This is a genomic window from Variovorax sp. OK212, from assembly GCF_900112425.1.
Taxonomy (GTDB): Bacteria; Pseudomonadota; Gammaproteobacteria; order Burkholderiales; family Burkholderiaceae_C; genus Variovorax.
This window is the reverse complement of sequence record NZ_FOLP01000005.1, coordinates 16052-33619: the sequence shown is the minus strand read 5'-3', so window position 1 is coordinate 33619 and position 17568 is coordinate 16052. Positions and strand designations below refer to the sequence as shown.

The 17568-nt window shown below is 68.2% G+C and carries 19 protein-coding genes; 14 read left to right on the top strand and 5 right to left on the bottom strand.

The genetic code is table 11. The features are described 5' to 3' along the window. Nucleotides 1–47 precede the first annotated feature (47 nt). From BM004_RS16735 to gstA, 3 genes are all read right to left on the bottom strand, one after another. On the bottom strand, nucleotides 48–1913 hold the full coding sequence (locus tag BM004_RS16735; RefSeq protein ID WP_093215078.1) for an acyclic terpene utilization AtuA family protein: 1866 nt from the start codon (nucleotides 1911–1913) through the stop codon (nucleotides 48–50). Then, nucleotides 1910–2653 (bottom strand): enoyl-CoA hydratase/isomerase family protein, encoded by a 744-nt coding sequence (locus BM004_RS16730; protein WP_371271243.1) that lies wholly within the window; start codon nucleotides 2651–2653, stop codon nucleotides 1910–1912. Before BM004_RS16730 ends, BM004_RS16735 begins: the two co-directional genes overlap by 4 nt. 159 nt (nucleotides 2654–2812) lie before the next feature. Next, nucleotides 2813–3421 (bottom strand): glutathione transferase GstA, encoded by a 609-nt coding sequence (gstA, locus tag BM004_RS16725; RefSeq protein ID WP_093128777.1) that lies wholly within the window; start codon nucleotides 3419–3421, stop codon nucleotides 2813–2815. A gap of 190 nt (nucleotides 3422–3611) precedes the next feature. On the opposite strand from gstA, the gene BM004_RS16720 reads away from it, so the two are divergent. The 9 genes from BM004_RS16720 (at nucleotide 3612) to BM004_RS16680 (ending at nucleotide 11833) form a co-directional block, all read left to right on the top strand. After that, on the top strand, nucleotides 3612–3797 hold the full coding sequence (locus BM004_RS16720; RefSeq protein ID WP_013538518.1) for a DUF1328 family protein: 186 nt from the start codon (nucleotides 3612–3614) through the stop codon (nucleotides 3795–3797). Between the two features lie 16 nt (nucleotides 3798–3813). Further along, nucleotides 3814–4701 carry a transglutaminase-like domain-containing protein gene (locus BM004_RS16715; RefSeq protein ID WP_093215072.1) on the top strand — a complete coding sequence of 296 codons (888 nt, stop codon included), beginning with the start codon at nucleotides 3814–3816 and terminating at the stop codon, nucleotides 4699–4701. Nucleotides 4702–4877: 176 nt separating this feature from the next. Next, nucleotides 4878–6851 carry a tRNA uridine-5-carboxymethylaminomethyl(34) synthesis enzyme MnmG gene (gene mnmG / locus BM004_RS16710; protein ID WP_093215070.1) on the top strand — a complete coding sequence of 658 codons (1974 nt, stop codon included), beginning with the start codon at nucleotides 4878–4880 and terminating at the stop codon, nucleotides 6849–6851. After that, the gene (rsmG, locus tag BM004_RS16705; protein ID WP_093215067.1) at nucleotides 6848–7489 is read left to right on the top strand and encodes a 16S rRNA (guanine(527)-N(7))-methyltransferase RsmG; all 642 of its coding nucleotides are present in this window, start codon (nucleotides 6848–6850) and stop codon (nucleotides 7487–7489) included. Before mnmG ends, rsmG begins: the two co-directional genes overlap by 4 nt. A 190-nt stretch (nucleotides 7490–7679) precedes the next feature. Continuing rightward, a complete protein-coding gene (locus tag BM004_RS16700) occupies nucleotides 7680–8294 on the top strand; it encodes a LysE family transporter (protein ID WP_093128773.1) in 615 nt (204 codons plus the stop codon). Nucleotides 8295–8312: 18 nt separating this feature from the next. Beyond that, entirely contained in the window at nucleotides 8313–9230 is a 918-nt protein-coding gene (locus BM004_RS16695) for a ParA family protein (protein ID WP_093128772.1), read from the top strand. A gap of 66 nt (nucleotides 9231–9296) precedes the next feature. Then, a complete protein-coding gene (locus BM004_RS16690; protein ID WP_093215065.1) occupies nucleotides 9297–9842 on the top strand; it encodes an RBBP9/YdeN family alpha/beta hydrolase in 546 nt (181 codons plus the stop codon). Continuing rightward, nucleotides 9842–10804 carry a ParB/RepB/Spo0J family partition protein gene (locus BM004_RS16685; RefSeq protein WP_093215063.1) on the top strand — a complete coding sequence of 321 codons (963 nt, stop codon included), beginning with the start codon at nucleotides 9842–9844 and terminating at the stop codon, nucleotides 10802–10804. Before BM004_RS16690 ends, BM004_RS16685 begins: the two co-directional genes overlap by 1 nt. Nucleotides 10805–10927: 123 nt before the next feature. Next, nucleotides 10928–11833 (top strand): CsgG/HfaB family protein, encoded by a 906-nt coding sequence (locus BM004_RS16680; protein WP_093215061.1) that lies wholly within the window; start codon nucleotides 10928–10930, stop codon nucleotides 11831–11833. Nucleotides 11834–11933: 100 nt separating this feature from the next. Here BM004_RS16680 and BM004_RS16675 read toward each other — a convergent pair whose 3' ends face one another. Continuing rightward, entirely contained in the window at nucleotides 11934–13358 is a 1425-nt protein-coding gene (locus tag BM004_RS16675) for an FAD-binding oxidoreductase (protein WP_093215059.1), read from the bottom strand. A gap of 84 nt (nucleotides 13359–13442) precedes the next feature. Here BM004_RS16675 and BM004_RS16670 point away from each other — a divergent pair, with 84 nt between their 5' ends. The 4 genes from BM004_RS16670 to BM004_RS16655 are packed head-to-tail and all read left to right on the top strand — an operon-like array spanning nucleotide 13443 to nucleotide 15501. Beyond that, nucleotides 13443–13943 carry a DinB family protein gene (locus tag BM004_RS16670; RefSeq protein ID WP_093128765.1) on the top strand — a complete coding sequence of 167 codons (501 nt, stop codon included), beginning with the start codon at nucleotides 13443–13445 and terminating at the stop codon, nucleotides 13941–13943. Nucleotides 13944–13959: 16 nt separating this feature from the next. Then, nucleotides 13960–14565 (top strand): cob(I)yrinic acid a,c-diamide adenosyltransferase, encoded by a 606-nt coding sequence (locus BM004_RS16665; RefSeq protein ID WP_093215056.1) that lies wholly within the window; start codon nucleotides 13960–13962, stop codon nucleotides 14563–14565. Then, the gene (locus BM004_RS16660; protein ID WP_093215054.1) at nucleotides 14562–14933 is read left to right on the top strand and encodes a hypothetical protein; all 372 of its coding nucleotides are present in this window, start codon (nucleotides 14562–14564) and stop codon (nucleotides 14931–14933) included. The genes BM004_RS16665 and BM004_RS16660 overlap by 4 nt, the downstream gene beginning before the upstream one ends. A 52-nt stretch (nucleotides 14934–14985) precedes the next feature. Further along, nucleotides 14986–15501, top strand: coding sequence for a class IV adenylate cyclase (locus BM004_RS16655; protein ID WP_093215051.1), 516 nt, complete (start codon nucleotides 14986–14988; stop codon nucleotides 15499–15501). 33 nt (nucleotides 15502–15534) lie between these two features. Here BM004_RS16655 and BM004_RS16650 read toward each other — a convergent pair whose 3' ends face one another. After that, nucleotides 15535–16173: a GDSL-type esterase/lipase family protein gene (locus BM004_RS16650; protein ID WP_093215047.1), complete on the bottom strand. Its 639-nt coding sequence runs from the start codon at nucleotides 16171–16173 to the stop codon at nucleotides 15535–15537. 200 nt (nucleotides 16174–16373) lie between these two features. Between BM004_RS16650 and BM004_RS16645 the strand changes: the two genes are divergently transcribed. After that, nucleotides 16374–17555 carry an ABC transporter substrate-binding protein gene (locus tag BM004_RS16645; protein WP_093215045.1) on the top strand — a complete coding sequence of 394 codons (1182 nt, stop codon included), beginning with the start codon at nucleotides 16374–16376 and terminating at the stop codon, nucleotides 17553–17555. Nucleotides 17556–17568: the final 13 nt, after the last annotated feature.

Genomic DNA, 17568 nt, shown 5'->3' with positions numbered 1-17568 from the left:
AAGCGCCCGGCCTCAACCCTGCTGTCGCACGGTTGTCCCGATTGGTGCTAGAGGGGCAACGAAAGCCGGGCCAGTTCGGCCGGGTCCACGCGCATCGGAATGGCCAGCAGGATCTGCCCCATGCCCTTGCCCAGCGGGTCGTTGCGCAGCGAGGCCATGCCGCCGCCGCCCAGCGCCTGCTCGCAGACGAAGTTGAAGGCGCCGATGCCCGGCACGTCGTGGCGCGTGACGCGGCCCTTCACGAGGTGCGCGAGCCATTCGGCCACGCGCGCCTCGGTGAGCTGTTCGCGCAGCAGCGGCAGCAGCTCGGGGTGGCGGGCGATCACGCCGATGTTCGACGTGTCGCCCTTGTCGCCGCTGCGGGCCCAGGCGAGGCGAATGAGGGGCACTTCGACGGTGTCCGGGGCCAGGGGGGCGGCATCGGTCGCCGGGGCCTTGGCGGGCGCGGAGGGTGCCGTGGACACTGCGGGAAGGTCGCCCGCAACCGGTGCTTCGGCGCGCGGCAGCTCGATGCGCTCGCCGCCGATGTGCACGCGGGCCTCCACCAGCGACTTGTCGAGCAGGAACGCGTACTGCCGGATCGACGGCGACACCGAGGCCCGTCCGCCGCCCGCGCCCGTGGTGCCCGGAGACCACGAGGTGCCGGCCGGCGCCACCTCGCGCGCGAACAGCTCCAGCGCGTCCTTGCGCGGGTGCGTCACCGCGAGCCTCAGCACGGCCTCGCGGATCTGCTGCGCCTGCGTCTGCGCATGCGGCCCGTAGCACGACTCCGCGCCGAGCACCTCGAGCTGCGTGCCGCTGTACGGGCCGAAGCCGTACCGGGCGAAGAGCGCACCGGTGCGCGCCAGGATCGCCTCGCCCGTGCGCCGCGCCTTGGCCACCGCGTCGAAGCCCACGATGGTCAGCTGCGCCGCCGTCTTGAAGCCGTCGACATGCGTGGCGCTGACCTTGTAGCTCGCGCTCGGCGCACGGCCGCGCGCGCCGTGCACGCGCACGCGGTGCTCGCCGGCCTGCGCGATGCGCACCTGCGTGAAGTCGGCCGTGACGTCGGGCAGCAGGTAGGCGGCGGGGTCGCCGATTTCGTAGAGCATCTGCTCGCCCACCACCGCGGGCACGAGCTTGCCGCCGGTGCCCGCGGGCTTGGTGACGACGAAGCTGCCGTCGGCGCTGCACTCGACGATGGGGTAGCCGATGTTGGGCCAGTCGGGCACGGTGTCCCAGTCGGTGTGCAGGCCGCCGGTGGCCTGGCAGCCGCATTCGATGATGTGGCCCGCGAGGCTGCCGGCCGCGAGCAGGTCGAAGTCGCCGGGCTGCCACCGGAACTCGTGCATGAGCACGCCGAGCGTCACGGCCGAGTCGACGCAGCGCCCGGTGATGACCACCTGCGCGCCCGCGTCGAGCGCGGCCTGGATCGGGCGCGCGCCGAGGTAGGCGTTGGCGGTGAGCACGCGCTCGGGCAAGGCCGCGCCGCTTTGCAGTTCGCGCACGGGCGGCTGCGACTGGCGCAGTTGCGGCAGCAGCGCGGACACGTCGTCGCCGCTCACCACCGCGATCTTCAGTGCGATGCCTTGCTCCGCGGCGAGTGCTGCGAGCGCATCCGCGCAGCCTTGCGGATTGACGCCGCCCGCGTTGCTCACCACGCGGATGCCCTGTTCCACGACGTCCTTCAGCACGGCCTTCATCGCGACGGAAACGAAGTCGGTCGCATAGCCGAGCTCGGGCTTCTTCAGCCGCGCGCCCGCCAGGATCGACATGGTGAGTTCGGCGAGGTAGTCGAACACGAGGTAGTCGATCTGCCCGCTGCCCACGAGCTGCGGCGCGCCCACGCTGCTGTCGCCCCAGAAGCCCGAGGCGCCGCCGATGCGGACGATGCGTTCGCTGTTGCCGTCGTCGTTGCTGTTCCTGCTGCTCATCGTCCACTCCATTGCGGCTTGCGTTTCTCGCGGAAGGCCAGTTGTCCTTCCGCGGCATCTTCGGTCAGTGCGAACAGGCCGATCTGGCTTTCGGTGAAGGCCATCGATTCCTCGAAGGCCATCGTCTCGATCTTCTTCAGCGTGTACAGGCCGCGGCGGATGGCGGCGGGCGATTTGTCGAGCATGCGGGCGAGCAGCCAGTCGACGCTCTCGTCGACGTCGTCGCTCACGCGGTTCACGAGGTTGAGCGCGAGTGCCTGAGCGGCGTCGATGGGCTCGCCCGTGATGCACATCTCGGCCAGCACGCGGCGCGGCAGCAACCCGCCGAGCACGCTGAGCACCTGCGCGGGAAACACGCCGACCTTCACCTCGGGCAGGCCGAACACGGCCTGGCGGCTGGCCACGGCCATGTCGCACATCGCCATGAGCCCCATGCCGCCAGCCATGCAGGCGCCGTTGACGCGCGCGATCAGCGGCACGGTCGATTGCCGGGCCTGGCGAAACAGGTTGGCCATGGCCTGGTAGGGCGCGGCGTAGTCGAACTTGAAGGAGGTGCCGCTTTGCAGGTCGGCGCCCGCGCAGAAGGCGCGCGTGCCGGCGCCGGTGATGACCACCGCTCGCACAGCCGTGTCCGCATTGGCGCGCGCGATGGCGTCGCCCAGGCCGGCGATGACCGCGGCGTCGAGGGCGTTGCGGCGTTCTTCGCGCGCGATGGTGAGCCACATGACGGGGCCACGCATGTCTTCGCGCAGTTCCGCGCAAGCAGAAGGAGAGGAGGGAGGTAGTTCGGGCATGCGCCTAGCGTCGCCCGAAAAAAAAGCCGCTTCATGCGGCTTGTGGCTGAAGCGGGCCGGGTTTTCCCTGAGGGAGCCGCCGGCCGCCTGGCTGAGCCGGCTTGCTTACTTCAGCAGGCCTTCGGCCTTCATGGCTTCCTGCACCGCGGGGCGGGCGCCCACGCGCGCGTGCCAGGCCTGCAGGTTGGGGTAGCCGGAGATGTCCACGCCCGTGGGCTTGGTCCAGTTGGTCACGGTGAACAGGTAGCCGTCGGCCACGCTGAAGTGCTCGCCCATCAGGTACTGCTTGTTGGCCAGTTCGCTGTCGAGCCACTTGAAGCGCGAGGCCAGCTTGTCCTTGAAGATGGTCTTGGCTTCTTCGGGCATGTTCGGGTTGAACAGCGGGCTGAAGCCCTTGTGCACTTCGGTGCCGATGAAGGTCAGCCACTCCTGCAGGCGGTAGCGCTGCAGCGTGCCGTTGGCCGGCGCGAGGTTCTTGGTGGGCGCGAGGTCGGCAATGTATTGCAGGATGGCCGGGCCTTCGCGCAGGCGCGTGCCGTCGTCGAGTTCGAGCATCGGCACGTAGCCCAGCGGGTTGATGCCGTAGTAGTCGGTGCCGTCTTGCAGCTTGTGGCTCTTGGTGCTGGCCAGCACGGGTTCGATGGCAATGCCTGCCTCATGCAGCGCGATGTGGGGCGAGAGCGAGCAGGCGCCGGGCGAGTAGTACAGCTTCATTCAAAAACTCCAATGGATGACGAGGTGATTGTTGTGGGAGACCGCGGCAGATGCTAGCGGATGCGGGCGAATCCGGTGGCGTCGCGTTTTTGTCCTACGGCGCCACGCGCGGGCCGACTATCAAGGCCGCGTGCGCCGTTTCCTAAGCTGCGTGGCACGGCGGGCAGGGTCCTGCCGAAGGAGCATGTGAATGTTGAAGTACGCGATCATCTTTGCGGTCATCTCGCTGGTGGCCGGCCTGCTGGGCTTCGGTGGCGTGGCCGCCGGCGCCGCCGGCATTGCCAAGCTGCTGTTCGGCCTGTTCCTGGTGCTGGCCGTGCTGTTCGTCGTGCTCGCCGCCCTCGGCGTGGGCGCGGTGAAAAAAGCACTCGACTGACACACTGAAGTTGCCCATGCACATCTCGCACGTCGACGCCCAACTCGACTATGAAGTGGCCGCGCCGGCCCACCTGCTGCTCAACATCGAGGCGGCGCGCTCGGGCGCGCAGGCGGTGATCAGCGAAGAACTGGCCATCGACCCGCCGACCGAGATGCAGGTGTTCTGCGACGAGTCGAGCGGCAACCGCTTCATTCGCTTCGACGCGCGGCCGGGCCCGCTGAAGATCAGCTACAAGGCCACGGTGCAGCGCGCCCACGTGCTGGTGCCGCCCGACCTGCGCGAGGTGCCCGTGAACGAAGTGCCCGACGAGGTGCTGCACTACATGATGCCGACGCGCTACTGCGAGTCGGACCTGATGTCGCGCTGCGCGCAGCAGCTGTTCGGCGACCTGCCGCCCGGCATCGGCCGCGTGCAGGCCATCGTCGACTGGATCCACGACAGCATCGCCTACGAGCCCGGCACCAGCGACTCGACCACCACCGCGCGCGAGGTGTTCGTGGAACGCGCCGGCGTGTGCCGCGACTTCGCCCACCTGGGCATCACCTTCTGCCGCGCGCTGAACATTCCGGCGCGGCTGGTGGTGGGCTACGTGTGGTTCGACGAGCCGCCGCAAGACTTTCACGCCGTGTTCGAAGCGTGGCTCGGCGGGCAGTGGGTGCTGTTCGATCCGACGCGCATGGCGCCGGTCGACCGGCTGGTGCGCGTGGGCACCGGGCGCGATGCCAAGGACGTGGCCTTCTGCACGATCTTCGGCAACGTGCGCATGACCGACAAGCGCCTGAGCATCCGCGAGCTGCAGGACGAGAGCCTGCAACCCTCGAAGGCGCCGCCGCCCACTGGCGCGTTGGTCGGCATCGAGAAGCCGGTGCCCGTGGTGCAAGTCGAGGAAGTGACCGGCTGACGCGGGTTGTTTGCTATCAAATAAATAGCAAACTATTCAATATGGGTGCGCGGTAGAGGCCTATTTGGCATGGCCCTCTAGCTTGTCCACACAACGGGCGCAAATCGGCTTGGCCGATTAAAATTGGCGCCCCCTTTTGCGCCGCGCACGCGTCAGTTGTGCGCCCCCCATTTCAAATGCTGTACCCCGAAGAATTCGACGTGATCGTCGTCGGCGGTGGCCATGCCGGCACCGAAGCCGCGCTCGCCGCCGCGCGCATGGGCGCCAAGACGCTGCTGCTCTCCCACAACATCGAGACGCTGGGGCAGATGAGCTGCAACCCGTCGATTGGCGGCATCGGCAAGGGCCACCTGGTGAAAGAGGTGGATGCGCTCGGCGGCGCCATGGCCATTGCCACCGACGAGGCCGGCATCCAGTTCCGCATTCTCAATTCGAGCAAGGGCCCGGCCGTGCGCGCCACCCGTGCGCAGGCCGACCGCGTGCTGTACAAGGCCGCGATCCGCCATCGCCTGGAGAACCAGCCGAACCTGAGCCTGTTCCAGCAAGCCGTCGACGACCTGATGGTGGAGGGCGACCGCGTGGTCGGCGCCGTCACGCAGGTGGGCATTGCCTTCCGTGCGCGCACCGTGGTGCTGACCGCGGGCACCTTCCTCGACGGCCGCATCCACGTCGGCCTCGACAACTACCAGGCCGGCCGCGCGGGCGACCCGCCGGCCATCAGCCTGTCGGCGCGCCTGAAGGAACTGAAGCTGCCGCAAGGCCGCCTGAAGACCGGCACGCCGCCGCGCCTGGACGGCCGCAGCATCGACTTCTCCAAGTGCACCGAGCAGCCGGGCGACGGCATGCCGGGCGGGGCAGGGCCGATGCCGGTGTTCAGCTTCATGGGCCGCACCGACATGCATCCGCGGCAGATGGCTTGCTGGATCACCCACACCAACGCGCAGACGCACGACATCATTCGCTCGGGCTTCGACCGCAGCCCGATGTTCACCGGCAAGATCGACGGCGTGGGCCCGCGCTACTGCCCGAGCGTGGAAGACAAGATCAACCGCTTTGCAGACAAGGAAAGCCACCAGATCTTCCTGGAACCCGAAGGCCTGACGACCAACGAGTACTACCCGAACGGAATCTCGACCAGCCTGCCGTTCGACATCCAGTACCAGCTGGTGCGTTCGATGCCCGGCCTGGAGAACGCGCACATCCTGCGTCCCGGCTACGCCATCGAGTACGACTACTTCGATCCGCGCGAACTCAAGAGCAGCTTCGAGACCCGCTCGGTCAAGGGCCTGTTCTTTGCCGGGCAGATCAACGGCACCACCGGCTACGAAGAAGCCGCGGCGCAGGGCCTGTTCGCCGGCATCAACGCCGCGCTGCAATGCCGGGGCGAAGACGCCTGGCTGCCGCGCCGCGACGAGGCCTACCTGGGCGTGCTGGTCGACGACCTGATCACCAAGGGCGTGACCGAGCCGTACCGCATGTTCACCAGCCGCGCCGAGTTCCGCCTGCAGCTGCGCGAGGACAACGCCGACATGCGCCTGACCGAAGCAGGACGCAAGCTGGGCTTGGTGGACGACGCGCGCTGGGACGCTTTCAGCCGCAAGCGCGATGCTGTTTCACGTGAAACACAGCGGCTCAAGTCGATCTGGGTCAACCCGCGCAACCTGCCGGCGTCGGAGTCGGAGCGGGTGCTGGGCAAGGCCATCGACCACGAATACAACCTGGCCGACCTGCTGCGCCGGCCTGATGTGAACTACCAGATGCTGATGTCGCTGGACGGCGGAAAGTACGGTACATCGGTGCCCCTGACCGAAACCGAGATCGAGCAGATCGAGATCTCGGCCAAGTATTCGGGCTACATCGAGCGTCAGCACGACGAAGTGGAGCGTGCCGCGCACTTCGAAAACCTGAAGCTGCCCGCCGATTTCGACTACGGGCAGGTCAAGGCGCTGAGCTTCGAGGTGCGCCAGAAGCTGGACAAGCACCGCCCCGAGACGCTGGGCCTGGCCTCGCGCATCTCCGGCGTGACGCCAGCAGCCATCTCGCTGCTGATGATTCACCTGCGAAAGGGCGGCCACAAGGCTTTCGCCCGCGATGCCGATGCAGGCAATGCCACCACGGAAGCAGCCGCCGAGCCGCAGTCCGCCGAATGACGGCGCCGATCGATACGCTGCGCGCGGGCGCCACCGCGCTGGGAGTCACGCTGTCGGACAAGCAGGCCGAGCAGCTGCTGGCCTACGGCACGCTGATGCTCAAGTGGAACAAGGTCTACAACCTGACGGCGCTGCGCGACCCGGCCAGCGTGCTCACGCACCACCTGCTCGACAGCCTCGCGGCGGTCGCGCCGCTGCAGCGCGAGTGCGCGGGGAAGGGCAAGCTGCTCGACGTGGGCTCGGGCGGCGGTCTGCCCGGCGTGGTCATCGCCATCATGCGGCCCGATCTGGACGTGAGTTGCCTCGATGCCGTGGCCAAGAAGGCGGCCTTCGTGCAGCAGGTGTCGGCCGAGCTGGAGTTGCCCAATCTGCGCGGCCTTCACGCGCGGGTCGAACTGCTCGAAGGCAGCTACGAGGTGATCAGCTCCCGCGCCTTCGCCTCGCTGCCGGACTTCTTCAACGGCTCGATGAAGCTGCTGGCGCCCGGCGGCGTTTGGCTGGCCATGAAGGGCAAGATGCCCAGCGACGAACTCGCTGCCTTGCCCAAGGGCGTGTCAGTGTTTCACGTGGAACAACTGACGGTGCCTGGCCTTGATGCCGAGCGCTGCATCGTCTGGGCGCGCAAAGAAGAAGCCTGAGGGCAGCCCGAAAGGGCCTGGCTCGCAGCCCCATCCGTTTCAGGATTCCGTTCGATTCGGTAAAAGAAGCGGCGGCACCGGCAAAAGCCGGTGCCAGAACAGTCCTCCCGGCGTCGTGCTCGCTTAGACTCGATGCCTCCCTCTCGCCCCTGTTCCCACCCGCTCCGGCTCTCTTTTCTGAGGCATTCCCATGTTCGGCATCGCTGACTACGGCGCATTCGTCGCCGCCATCGTCCTGTTCCTCCTGATTCCCGGTCCGGGTAATCTGGCGCTGATCACGTCGACCAGCAAAGGCGGGATCCGTGGCGGGCTGGCTGCAACGTCCGGTGTGATCCTGGGCGACCAGTGCCTGATGTGGGCGGCGGTGGCGGGCGTGTCGGCCGTGCTGGCAGCCTACCCGGCGGCGTTCAAGGCCGTGCAATGGCTGGGCGCGGGCTACCTGGCGTGGCTCGGCCTCAAGATGCTGCTCGCCAAGCCGGGCTCGGCACCGATCCTCAACATCAAGCCCAGCCACTTCCTGCGCCAGGCCTTCGCCATCACCTTGCTGAACCCCAAGGCGATCGTGTTCTACATGGCCTTCTTCCCGCTGTTCGTGGACCCGACCCGCCACCAGGGCCTGGTCACCTTCGGCGCCATGGCCGTCACCATTGCCGCGCTGACCTTCCTGTACGGCCTGACCTCGACGCTCCTCACGCACTTCCTGGCCGAGCGCATCCGCGCCAACCCCCGCATCTCGGCCACGCTCGAGAAGCTGGCCGGCACTTTCCTGATCGCCTTCGGCGTCAAGCTCGCAATTTCCCGCTGACCGACCTCCCGTACTGACATGGCAAAGATTTTCTGCATCGCCAACCAAAAGGGCGGCGTCGGCAAGACCACCACCACCGTCAATCTCGCGGCCGGCCTGGCCAAGGTCGGCCAGCGCGTGCTGATGATCGACCTCGACCCCCAGGGCAACGCCACCATGGGTTCGGGCATCGACAAGCGCCAGCTCGAACTCACGGTGTACGACGTGCTGCTCGAATCGGCCTCGGTGGCCGAGGCGCGGGTCAAGACAGACAAGCTGGTGGAGGGCGGTTGCGGCTACGACGTGCTGGGCGCCAACCGCGAACTGGCCGGTGCCGAAGTGGAAATGGTGGCGCTCGACCGCCGCGAGAAGCGCCTGCGCACCGCACTGGCCGCGGTCGGCGCCGAGTACGACTTCGTGCTGATCGACTGCCCGCCGTCGCTGAGCCTGCTGACGCTGAACGGCCTGTGCGCCGCGCACGGCGTGATCGTGCCGATGCAGTGCGAGTACTTCGCGCTCGAAGGGCTGACCGACCTGGTCAACACCATCAAGCAGGTGCACGCCAACCTCAACAAGAACCTGCAGATCATCGGCCTGCTGCGCGTGATGTTCGATCCGCGCATCACGCTGCAGCAGCAGGTGAGCGAGCAGCTCAAGTCCCACTTCGGCGACAAGGTGTTCGACACCGTGATCCCGCGCAATGTGCGTCTTGCGGAGGCACCGAGCTACGGCCTGCCGGGCGTGGTGTTCGACCCGGCCGCGCGCGGCAGCCAGGCCTTCATTGCCTTTGCGCAGGAGCTGGTCGAGAAGATGCCGCCCGCCAGCGCCTTCGCCTCGGGCGCGGTGGCACCGCCCATTTCGCCGGTCGAGCGCATGGCGCCCGACCTGTCGATTCCGCAGGATGTGATGGCACCGGCCGCTTCGCCCGATGCCACCACCAGCGAAAACAACGCCTGACCCTCATCCACACTCGATAGTGTGCTATCAAAACAATAGCAAAATTACTGGCAGGTTGACTGGCAAATGACCGCACCTCGCATCCTGTTGCTGCCCGGCTGGCAGAACAGCGGCCCCGGGCACTGGCAGACGCGTTGGGAAACGGTCCACGGCGACCTTCGCGTCGACCAGCATGAATGGATGCGGCCGCTGCGAGGCGACTGGTCGATCCAGCTCGAGGAGGCCGTGCTGGCCGCGCCCGGCCAGGTGGTCTTCGCGGCGCACAGCCTGGGCTGCATCCTGGTGGCCGCCTGGGCCGCCCACTCGCGCAACACGCACAAGGTGCGCGGTGCGCTGCTGGTGGCGCCCGGCGACGTGGAGCGCGACGACCTGCGCCAGCTGATTCCCGGCTGGGCGCCGATCGTGCGCCAGCCGCTGCCGTTCCCGGCGGTGCTGATCGCCGCCAACGACGACCCGTACTGCGACGCCGCGCGCTCGCGCCAGCTGGCGCAGGACTGGGGCGCCCGTTTCGTCGACGCCGGCCCCGGCGGCCACCTGAATGCCGAATCCGGCCTGGGCGACTGGCCCGAAGGCCGGCACCTACTGAACGAAATCTCGAAAGACACGCATTGATGGCGACCAAGAAACCCAAGGGCCTCGGCCGCGGCCTCGAAGCGCTGCTCGGCCCCACCGCCGCGCCTTCGGCCGACCACGGCAACAACGGCAACGCGGGCTCGCAAGAGGGCGGTGCGCCGAGGAACCCGAACACGCTGATGCTCGACCAGATGGTGGCCGGCGTCTACCAGCCGCGCACGCGCATGGACGAGGGCGCGCTGTACGAGCTGGCCGAGAGCATCAAGGTGCAGGGCATCATGCAGCCGATCCTGGTGCGCCGGCTCGACGCCGAATCGGCCGCAGCCAAGAACGCGGAGTACGAAATCATCGCGGGCGAACGGCGCTTTCGCGCCGCGAAGCTCGCGGGCCTCGACAGCGTGCCGGTGCTGGTGCGCGACGTGCCCAACGAAGCCGCCGCGGCGATGTCGCTCATCGAGAACATCCAGCGCGAAGACCTGAACCCGCTCGAAGAAGCGCAGGGCCTGCAGCGCCTAGTGAACGAGTTCGGCCTCACGCACGAACAGGCCGCGCAGGCCGTGGGCCGTTCGCGCAGCGCGGCCAGCAACCTGCTGCGCCTGCTGAACCTGGCCGAGCCCGCGCAGCAGATGCTGATGGCCGGCGACATCGACATGGGCCACGCGCGCGCGCTGCTGTCGCTGGACCGCGGCACGCAGATCACCGCGGCCAACCAGATCGCCGCCAAGAAGATGTCGGTGCGCGAAGCCGAGGCGCTGGTGAAGCGGCTCGCGGCCGAGTTCACGCTCACGCCCTCGCGCCGCGGCAACGACGGCGAGAAGTCGCGCGACCTGCAACGCGTCGAGGAAGAACTCGCCGACCTGCTCACGGCCGAGGTCGAGGTGCGCATCAAGAAGCGCACCAAGCGCGGCGGCAAGGTGGAGGAGAGCGGCGAGTTGGCCATTCACTTCGGCTCCATCGATGCACTCAACGGACTCATCGAGCGCATCCGCCGAACGGCCTAGAACGAGACGTCGTTTTGAACGCCATGTCGGGCATTCGTTTGATTGATTCCTGCAATCCTTTGCGCGTATCCTCCACCGCTGGTTTTCTCAATTCAAATCTCTGACAACAGAGGGAGTCCACCCATGCAGCTCACCAGGTTCCCGCTTGCGGCCATTGCCGCGGGCGCTTTCTTCCTCACCGGTTGCGCCGCGACCGACATGCAGATGGGCAGCCAGTCGGCCAAGACCATGGCCACCGGCAGCGCCGCGGGCGGCTCCACCTCCGGCGAGAGCAGCCAGCTCGAGCGCTGCGAATCGCCGCTCGGCACGGTGTCGCTGATCGAGAACCAGAGCGCGGGTTGGTACACCATCCTCACCGGCGAATACCGCCTGCCGCCCACGGCCAACCTGCTGCGCCTGCTGGTGCAACAGTCGAACTGCTTCATCGTCGTGGAACGCGGCGCGGCCGGCATGAACGCCATGACGCGCGAACGCGCGCTGCAGCAGTCGGGTGAAATGCGCGGCGGCAGCAACTTCGGCCGCGGCCAGATGGTGGCCTCCGACTACGGCCTGTCGCCCGAGATCGTCTTCAGCAACAGCGATGCCGGTGGCATCGGCGGCGCGCTCGGCGGCCTGGTGGGTGGCGGCCGCGGCCGTGCGCTGGCCGCCGTCGGCGGCAGCATGCAGACCAAGGAAGCCAGCGCGCTGCTGACCCTCATCGACAACCGCTCGGGCGTGCAGGTGGCAGCCGCTGAAGGCAGCGCCTCCAAGACCGACTTCGGCGCCTTCGGTGCGCTGGCCGGCCGCAGCGGCGGCGGCGGTCTCGGCGGCTACACCAACACGGCACAGGGCAAGGTGATTGCCGCCGCGTTCATGGACGCCTTCAACCAGATGGTCCGCTCGTTGCGCAACTACAAGGCGCAGACGGTGCGCGGCCAGGGCCTCGGCGGCGGTGGCCGCCTGGGCGTGGACGGCGGCGCTGCGCCGTCGCAAACCTACGTGCCTGCAGAGAAGGCACCGCCGGCACGCCGGCGCAGCAACAACAACTGAGAACCAGCAAAGCACGGCAACTGCAAAGCAGAAAGCCCGGCGACTCTCGCGAGCCGCCGGGCTTTTTTTACGGGCCGCGCCTGAGCGCGCGCCGGCCGTGTCAGAGGCTGAAGATCTTGCCCGGGTTCATGATGTTCTTCGGGTCGAGCGCGCGCTTGATCGTGCGCATCATGTCGATGGCACCTACACCCGCCTCGTCCACCAGGAAGCCCATCTTGTGCAGGCCCACGCCGTGCTCGCCGGTGCAGGTGCCTTCCAGCGCGAGCGCGCGGCTCACCAGCGCGTGGTTCAGCTCCTCGGCCTTCACGCGCTCCTCGGGCACGTTGGGGTCGAGCAGGTAGCCGAAGTGGAAGTTGCCGTCGCCCACGTGGCCCACGAGGAAGTAGGGGATGCCGCTGGCATCGGCCTCGGCGACCGAGTCGAGCAGGCAGTCGGCCAGGCGCGAGATCGGCACGCAGGTGTCGGTGGAGATCACGCGGCAGCCGGGGCGCGACTGCACCGCCGCAAAGTAGCTGTTGTGCCGCGCGGTCCACAGGCGCGTGCGTTCTTCCGGCGTGCTGGCCCATTCGAAGGCATTGCCGCCGTGGCCGCTCGCCAGTTCCTGCACGGTCTCGGCCTGCTCCTTCACGCCGGCGGGCGAGCCGTGGAATTCCATCAGCAGCATCGGCTCTTCGCGCAGGTTCAGCTTGGCGTACGCGTTCACCATGCGCACCGTGTTCACGTCGATGAGTTCCACGCGCGCGATCGGCACGCCCAGCTGGATGGTCTCGATGGTGGTGCGCACCGCGGCCTCGATGCTCGGGAACGAGCAGATGGCCGCCGACACCGCCTCGGGCAGCGGGTAGATGCGCAGCGTGACCTCGGTGACCACGCCCAGCGTGCCTTCGCTGCCCACCATGAGGCGCGTGAGGTCGTAGCCCGCCGATGACTTCTTCGCGCGCGTGCCGGTGCGGATGACTTCGCCCGCGGCAGTGACCACTTCGAGTGCCAGCACGTTCTCGCGCATGGTGCCGTAGCGCACCGCGTTCGTGCCGCTGGCGCGCGTGGCCGTCATGCCGCCGATGGAGGCGTCCGCGCCCGGGTCGATGGGGAAGAACAGGCCCGTGCTCTTGATGTCTTCGTTGAGCTGCTTGCGCGTGACGCCGGGCTGCACCGTCACCGTGAGGTCGTCGGCGTTGACCGACAGCACGCGGTTCATGCGCGACACGTCGATGCTGATGCCGCCTTGCACCGCCAGCAGGTGGCCTTCGAGCGAAGAGCCCACGCCGAAGGGAATGACCGGCACGCTGTGGTCGCCGGCCAGCTTCACGGCGTCGGCCACGTCCTGCGTGCTCTCGGCGAACACCACGGCGGAGGGCGGCGGCGCGTCGAACGACGACTCGTCGCGGCCGTGCTGCGTGCGCACCTCCAGGGCCGTGGAACAGTTGTCGCCGAAGCGTGCCTTCAGCGCGTCGATCAGCGCGGCAGGAACGTCGCGCAGATGAAGCTCCGGCATCAGGTGCGAGGTGGGGGTCGGGGCGTTCATCGGGCGTCTCCTGGCAGGGTGAGAGGGATCGGGGGGATCGGTCATTTTACGGAGCGCGCACCATAATGCGCTTCGGAAAAAGACATGAACCCTACGACCCTCAGCGCCCTGGCGGCCTTCCCGTTGCAACTGGAGGCCCACTACGCGGCCATTCCCGCGGCCTTCAAGCACTGGGCGCCGCCCTCGTGGGAGGGCGTGCCCAGCGAGGCCTTCACGGCCATCGAGCAGCTGTGCCATGTGCGCGACATCGAGACCGAGGGCTACCACGTGCGCTTTCGCCGCACGCTGGCCGAGACCCATCCGACGCTGGCGTCGATCGACAGCGAGCCGCTCGCCATCGAGCGCAACTACGGCGCGGCCGATGCGGCGAAGGTGCTGGCCGATTTCCGCATGGCGCGCATCCAGACGATGGAAATCGTCTCCAGCCTGAGCGACGTCCAACTCGCGCGCACGGCGGTGTTCGAGGGCTACGGCCCGCTCACCCTGCGCAGCCTCATTCACTACCTCTGCAGCCACGACCAGCAGCATCTTGCGGGCCTGCAATGGCTGGCCGGCAAGATCGACGCATCGACGGTCGCGCTGTAGAAAAACAGGAGCCTTCATGGGCAACCGACTCTCACAGATCGCCACGCGCACCGGCGACGACGGCACCACCGGCCTCGGCGACAACACGCGCGTGCCCAAGGACCACCTGCGCGTGCACGCGATGGGCGACGTGGACGAACTCAACTCGCAGATCGGCGTGCTGCTGTGCGAGCCGCTGCCAGAGCCCGTGCGCGAGCTGCTGGTCGACGTGCAGCACCAGCTCTTCAACCTCGGCGGCGAACTCTCGATGCCGGGTTTCACGCTGCTGAAGGCCGACGCGCTGCTGCAGCTCGACAACGCACTGGCCGAGCACAACGCGGCCCTGCCGCGGCTGGCGGAGTTCATCCTGCCGGCGGGCACGCGCGCCGCCTCGCTCGCGCACGTGTGCCGCACCGTGGCGCGCCGGGCCGAGCGCGCGGTGGTGGCGCTGGGCGCCACCGCGCAACTCAACGACGCGCTGCGGCAGTACCTCAACCGCCTGAGCGACCTGCTCTTCGTGCTCGCACGCGTGCTCAACCGCATGGACGGTGGCGACGACGTGTACTGGAAGAGCGAGCGCATGGCGCGCGCGGCAGCCGCAGAGGCCGCGGCGGAAGCAGACAACACCAAGGAGGCACCATGAAATTCCCGAGCACCCTTCGCACGTCACTCGCTGCGGCAATGGCCGTGGCGATCGCCGCCGCACTGTGGCTGCCGGTCGGCGCGCAGGCCCAGAGCGCCGACAACCCGCCGAAGGCGCAGCGCGCGCACACGCTCAAGTCGCCTTCGCGCCGCGGCACGGTGGTGGGCAGCGTGGAGCGCGGCACCGACCCGGCGGGCCGCGGCGTGAACCGCGCGGATGCGGCCACGCGGCGCGGTGTCAACCACGTGTCGGAGAAGGCGAGCCGGCCCGTGCGCAACGTGGGCGAGGCGATCGGCCGCAGGCTCTCGCCGGGGTCCAGTGGACGCACCGCGCCGCCGGCAACGGGGCCGCAGGGCAACGCGCCCTGATCTGGCGCCACCCGAACGCACGCATCCACCCGGCGAAGACAAGCCCGCCGACATGGCAAGAAACATCGAGATCAAGGCCCGCATCGACAGCGTCGACCGCGTGGCGCGCATCGCCGTGACGCTGGCCGACAAGGGCCCCATCGAGATCGCGCAGGACGACACCTTCTTCCGCTGCAACGACAGCGCCGACCGCCTCAAGCTGCGCACCTTCGCGCCCGACCGCGCGGAGCTGATCTTCTACCGCCGCGCCAACAGCAGCGGCCCGAAGGAATCGTTCTACCTGATCACGCCGTGCAGCACGCCCGACGCGCTGCGCGAATCGCTCACGCTCGCGTGGGGCCAGGCGGGCCGCGTGCGCAAGCAGCGCAGGCTGTTCCTGGTCGGCCGCACGCGCGTGCACCTCGACCGCGTGGAAGGCCTCGGTGAATTCCTCGAACTCGAAGTGGTGCTGGAAGAGGGTGCTTCGGCCGAAGACGGCATTGCCGAAGCGCATGCGCTCATGGCGCAACTGGGCGTGGGCGCCGAGCAGCTCGTGCAGGGCGCGTACGTCGACCTGCTGAATGCCTGATCGGCCGTTGATCAGCCGTTGATCAGCTTCTGATCAACGCCAACCCGCGGCCTTGAGCTGCTCCGCCAAAAGCTGCGCGACCTTTTCATAGCCTCGTGCATTGGCATGGATGCGGTCGGAGCGCAGCGACGCATCCGACAACACGCTCGAATACACGTTGGCAACCAGCAGCGCCTGCCCCGCCTTCGCCACCTCTTCATAGAACGGTGCATCGCTGAGCGAGCCGATGGCCGCGCGCATTGCGTCGGGTGCCGGCGTGGCGAGCACGGCGACATGCGGCGTGTGCGCACGCGCCTGCGCGATGAGCGCGGCAAGGTTGTCGCGCGTGGCCGCGGGCGACACGCCGCGCAGCATGTCGTTGCCGCCGATGCCGATCAGGACCGCGTCGTAGCTGGCCGCGCCCAGCAACCCCGGCAGGCGCTGCAGCGCGCCTTCGGAGGTGTCGCCGTTGACGCCCGCGTTCTCCACGTGCCAGCCCGTGAGCTCGCCCAGTTTCACGGGCCATGACGCGTCGGGCGATGCACCGTAGCCGAAGGTGAGGCTGTCGCCCAGCGCCAGCACGCGGGCATCGGATTTCAGCGCGGAGGCCGACGCCTTGCGCTTGCCGCAGGCCGAGAGAACGGCCATGGCAGGCACGCCGGCCAGCAGGTGGAGGAGGTGTCGTCGTTTCATGTGGCGCGCAGCTTAAACGCAGCCGCAAGGCCAGCAAGGCCAGCAAGGCCAGCAAGGCCAGCAAGGCCCGCGCGGTCCGCGCGCTGGCCCCTTTGCTCGGAAAGCGCATATGCCTCCCCGTTTTTGTTCGTTCCCCGGCGCGGCGCGCAGGCGAAGAATCGCGGCCCTGCACGTTCATTCATCACCGGACTCGACACACCATGCCGCTGCTTTCCCGCCACCGCCTCATGCGCCACGTGGCTGTTCTTTGCGCCGCCTTGCTGGCCGCGCCGCTTGCCGCCTGGGCCGCGCCCGCCGCCGGCGAGCCCGTGTGGTTCGGCGTGAGCGGCCCGCTCACCGGACAGAACGCGCAGTACGGCGCGCAGTGGAAGGCGGGCTTCGACCTGGCGATCGACCACGTCAACGCGCAGGGCGGCATCCATGGCCGTCCGCTGGCCTACAACTTCGAGGACAGCCAGAGCGATCCGCGCCAGTCGGTGGCCATCGCGCAGAAGCTGGTGAACGACAGGCGCGTGCTCATCGAGCTCGGCGACTTCTCCAGCCCGGCCTCGATGGCCGCCTCGCCCATCTACCAGCGCGCGGGCCTGGTGCAACTGGGCTTCACCAACTCGCATCCTGATTTCACCAAGGGCGGCGACTACATCTGGAGCCCCTCCATCAGCCAGGCCGACGCGCAGCCGCTGCTGGCCGAGCTCGCGGTGAAGACGCTGGGCTTCAAGCGCATCGCCGTGCTCTACCTCAACACCGACTGGGGCCGCACCAGCAAGGACGTGCTCGTGAAGGCCGCGCAGGAGCGCGGCGCACAGCTCGCCATTGCCGAGGGCTACCAGCCCGACGAGAAGGACTTCCGCTCGACGCTGGTGCGCGTGCGCGACGCCAACCCCGACGGGCTGGTGCTCATCTCCTACTACCCCGACGGCGCGCTCATCGCGGGCCAGGTGCGCAGCGTGGGCCTGAAGCAGCCCATCGCCGCGGTGGGCTCGGTGTATTCGCCGAAGTTCATCGAGCTCGGCGGCGCCGCGGTCAACGGCATCCACACCAACACCGCGTTCTATCCCGAGGAGCCGCGCACCGAGGTGCAGGAGTTCGTGAAGAGCTTCCGCGTCAAGTACGGCAAGGAGCCCGATGCGTTCAACGCCTACGCGTACGACGCCGTGGTGTACGCGGCCGCCGCGCTGCGCGAGGCCGGCCCGAAGGCCGACCGCAAGGCGGTGCGCGATGCGTTCTACAAGATCAAGGACGTGCCGAGCGTGATCTTCGGCAAGGCCAGCTTCGATGCGCAGACGCGCCGCGTCGTCGGTGTGAAGAGCGTGAACCTGGTGGTGAAGGACGGCAAGTGGACGCAGCTCGACGAGAAGGCGGCCGTGGCCTTGTCCAAATGACGCGGCTTCGCAT

Coding starts and splice junctions, on each gene's coding strand:
- BM004_RS16650 (WP_093215047.1), bottom strand. CDS start 16,173: ATGAAACGACGACACCTCCTCCACCTGCTGGCCGGCGTGCCTGCCATG.
- BM004_RS16685 (WP_093215063.1), top strand. CDS start 9,842: ATGGCGACCAAGAAACCCAAGGGCCTCGGCCGCGGCCTCGAAGCGCTG.
- BM004_RS16690 (WP_093215065.1), top strand. CDS start 9,297: ATGACCGCACCTCGCATCCTGTTGCTGCCCGGCTGGCAGAACAGCGGC.
- BM004_RS16730 (WP_371271243.1), bottom strand. CDS start 2,653: ATGCGTGGCCCCGTCATGTGGCTCACCATCGCGCGCGAAGAACGCCGC.
- BM004_RS16735 (WP_093215078.1), bottom strand. CDS start 1,913: ATGAGCAGCAGGAACAGCAACGACGACGGCAACAGCGAACGCATCGTC.
- BM004_RS16695 (WP_093128772.1), top strand. CDS start 8,313: ATGGCAAAGATTTTCTGCATCGCCAACCAAAAGGGCGGCGTCGGCAAG.
- BM004_RS16700 (WP_093128773.1), top strand. CDS start 7,680: ATGTTCGGCATCGCTGACTACGGCGCATTCGTCGCCGCCATCGTCCTG.
- BM004_RS16675 (WP_093215059.1), bottom strand. CDS start 13,358: ATGAACGCCCCGACCCCCACCTCGCACCTGATGCCGGAGCTTCATCTG.
- BM004_RS16680 (WP_093215061.1), top strand. CDS start 10,928: ATGCAGCTCACCAGGTTCCCGCTTGCGGCCATTGCCGCGGGCGCTTTC.
- BM004_RS16665 (WP_093215056.1), top strand. CDS start 13,960: ATGGGCAACCGACTCTCACAGATCGCCACGCGCACCGGCGACGACGGC.
- BM004_RS16655 (WP_093215051.1), top strand. CDS start 14,986: ATGGCAAGAAACATCGAGATCAAGGCCCGCATCGACAGCGTCGACCGC.
- BM004_RS16670 (WP_093128765.1), top strand. CDS start 13,443: ATGAACCCTACGACCCTCAGCGCCCTGGCGGCCTTCCCGTTGCAACTG.
- BM004_RS16660 (WP_093215054.1), top strand. CDS start 14,562: ATGAAATTCCCGAGCACCCTTCGCACGTCACTCGCTGCGGCAATGGCC.
- rsmG (WP_093215067.1), top strand. CDS start 6,848: ATGACGGCGCCGATCGATACGCTGCGCGCGGGCGCCACCGCGCTGGGA.
- mnmG (WP_093215070.1), top strand. CDS start 4,878: ATGCTGTACCCCGAAGAATTCGACGTGATCGTCGTCGGCGGTGGCCAT.
- gstA (WP_093128777.1), bottom strand. CDS start 3,421: ATGAAGCTGTACTACTCGCCCGGCGCCTGCTCGCTCTCGCCCCACATC.
- BM004_RS16715 (WP_093215072.1), top strand. CDS start 3,814: ATGCACATCTCGCACGTCGACGCCCAACTCGACTATGAAGTGGCCGCG.
- BM004_RS16645 (WP_093215045.1), top strand. CDS start 16,374: ATGCCGCTGCTTTCCCGCCACCGCCTCATGCGCCACGTGGCTGTTCTT.
- BM004_RS16720 (WP_013538518.1), top strand. CDS start 3,612: ATGTTGAAGTACGCGATCATCTTTGCGGTCATCTCGCTGGTGGCCGGC.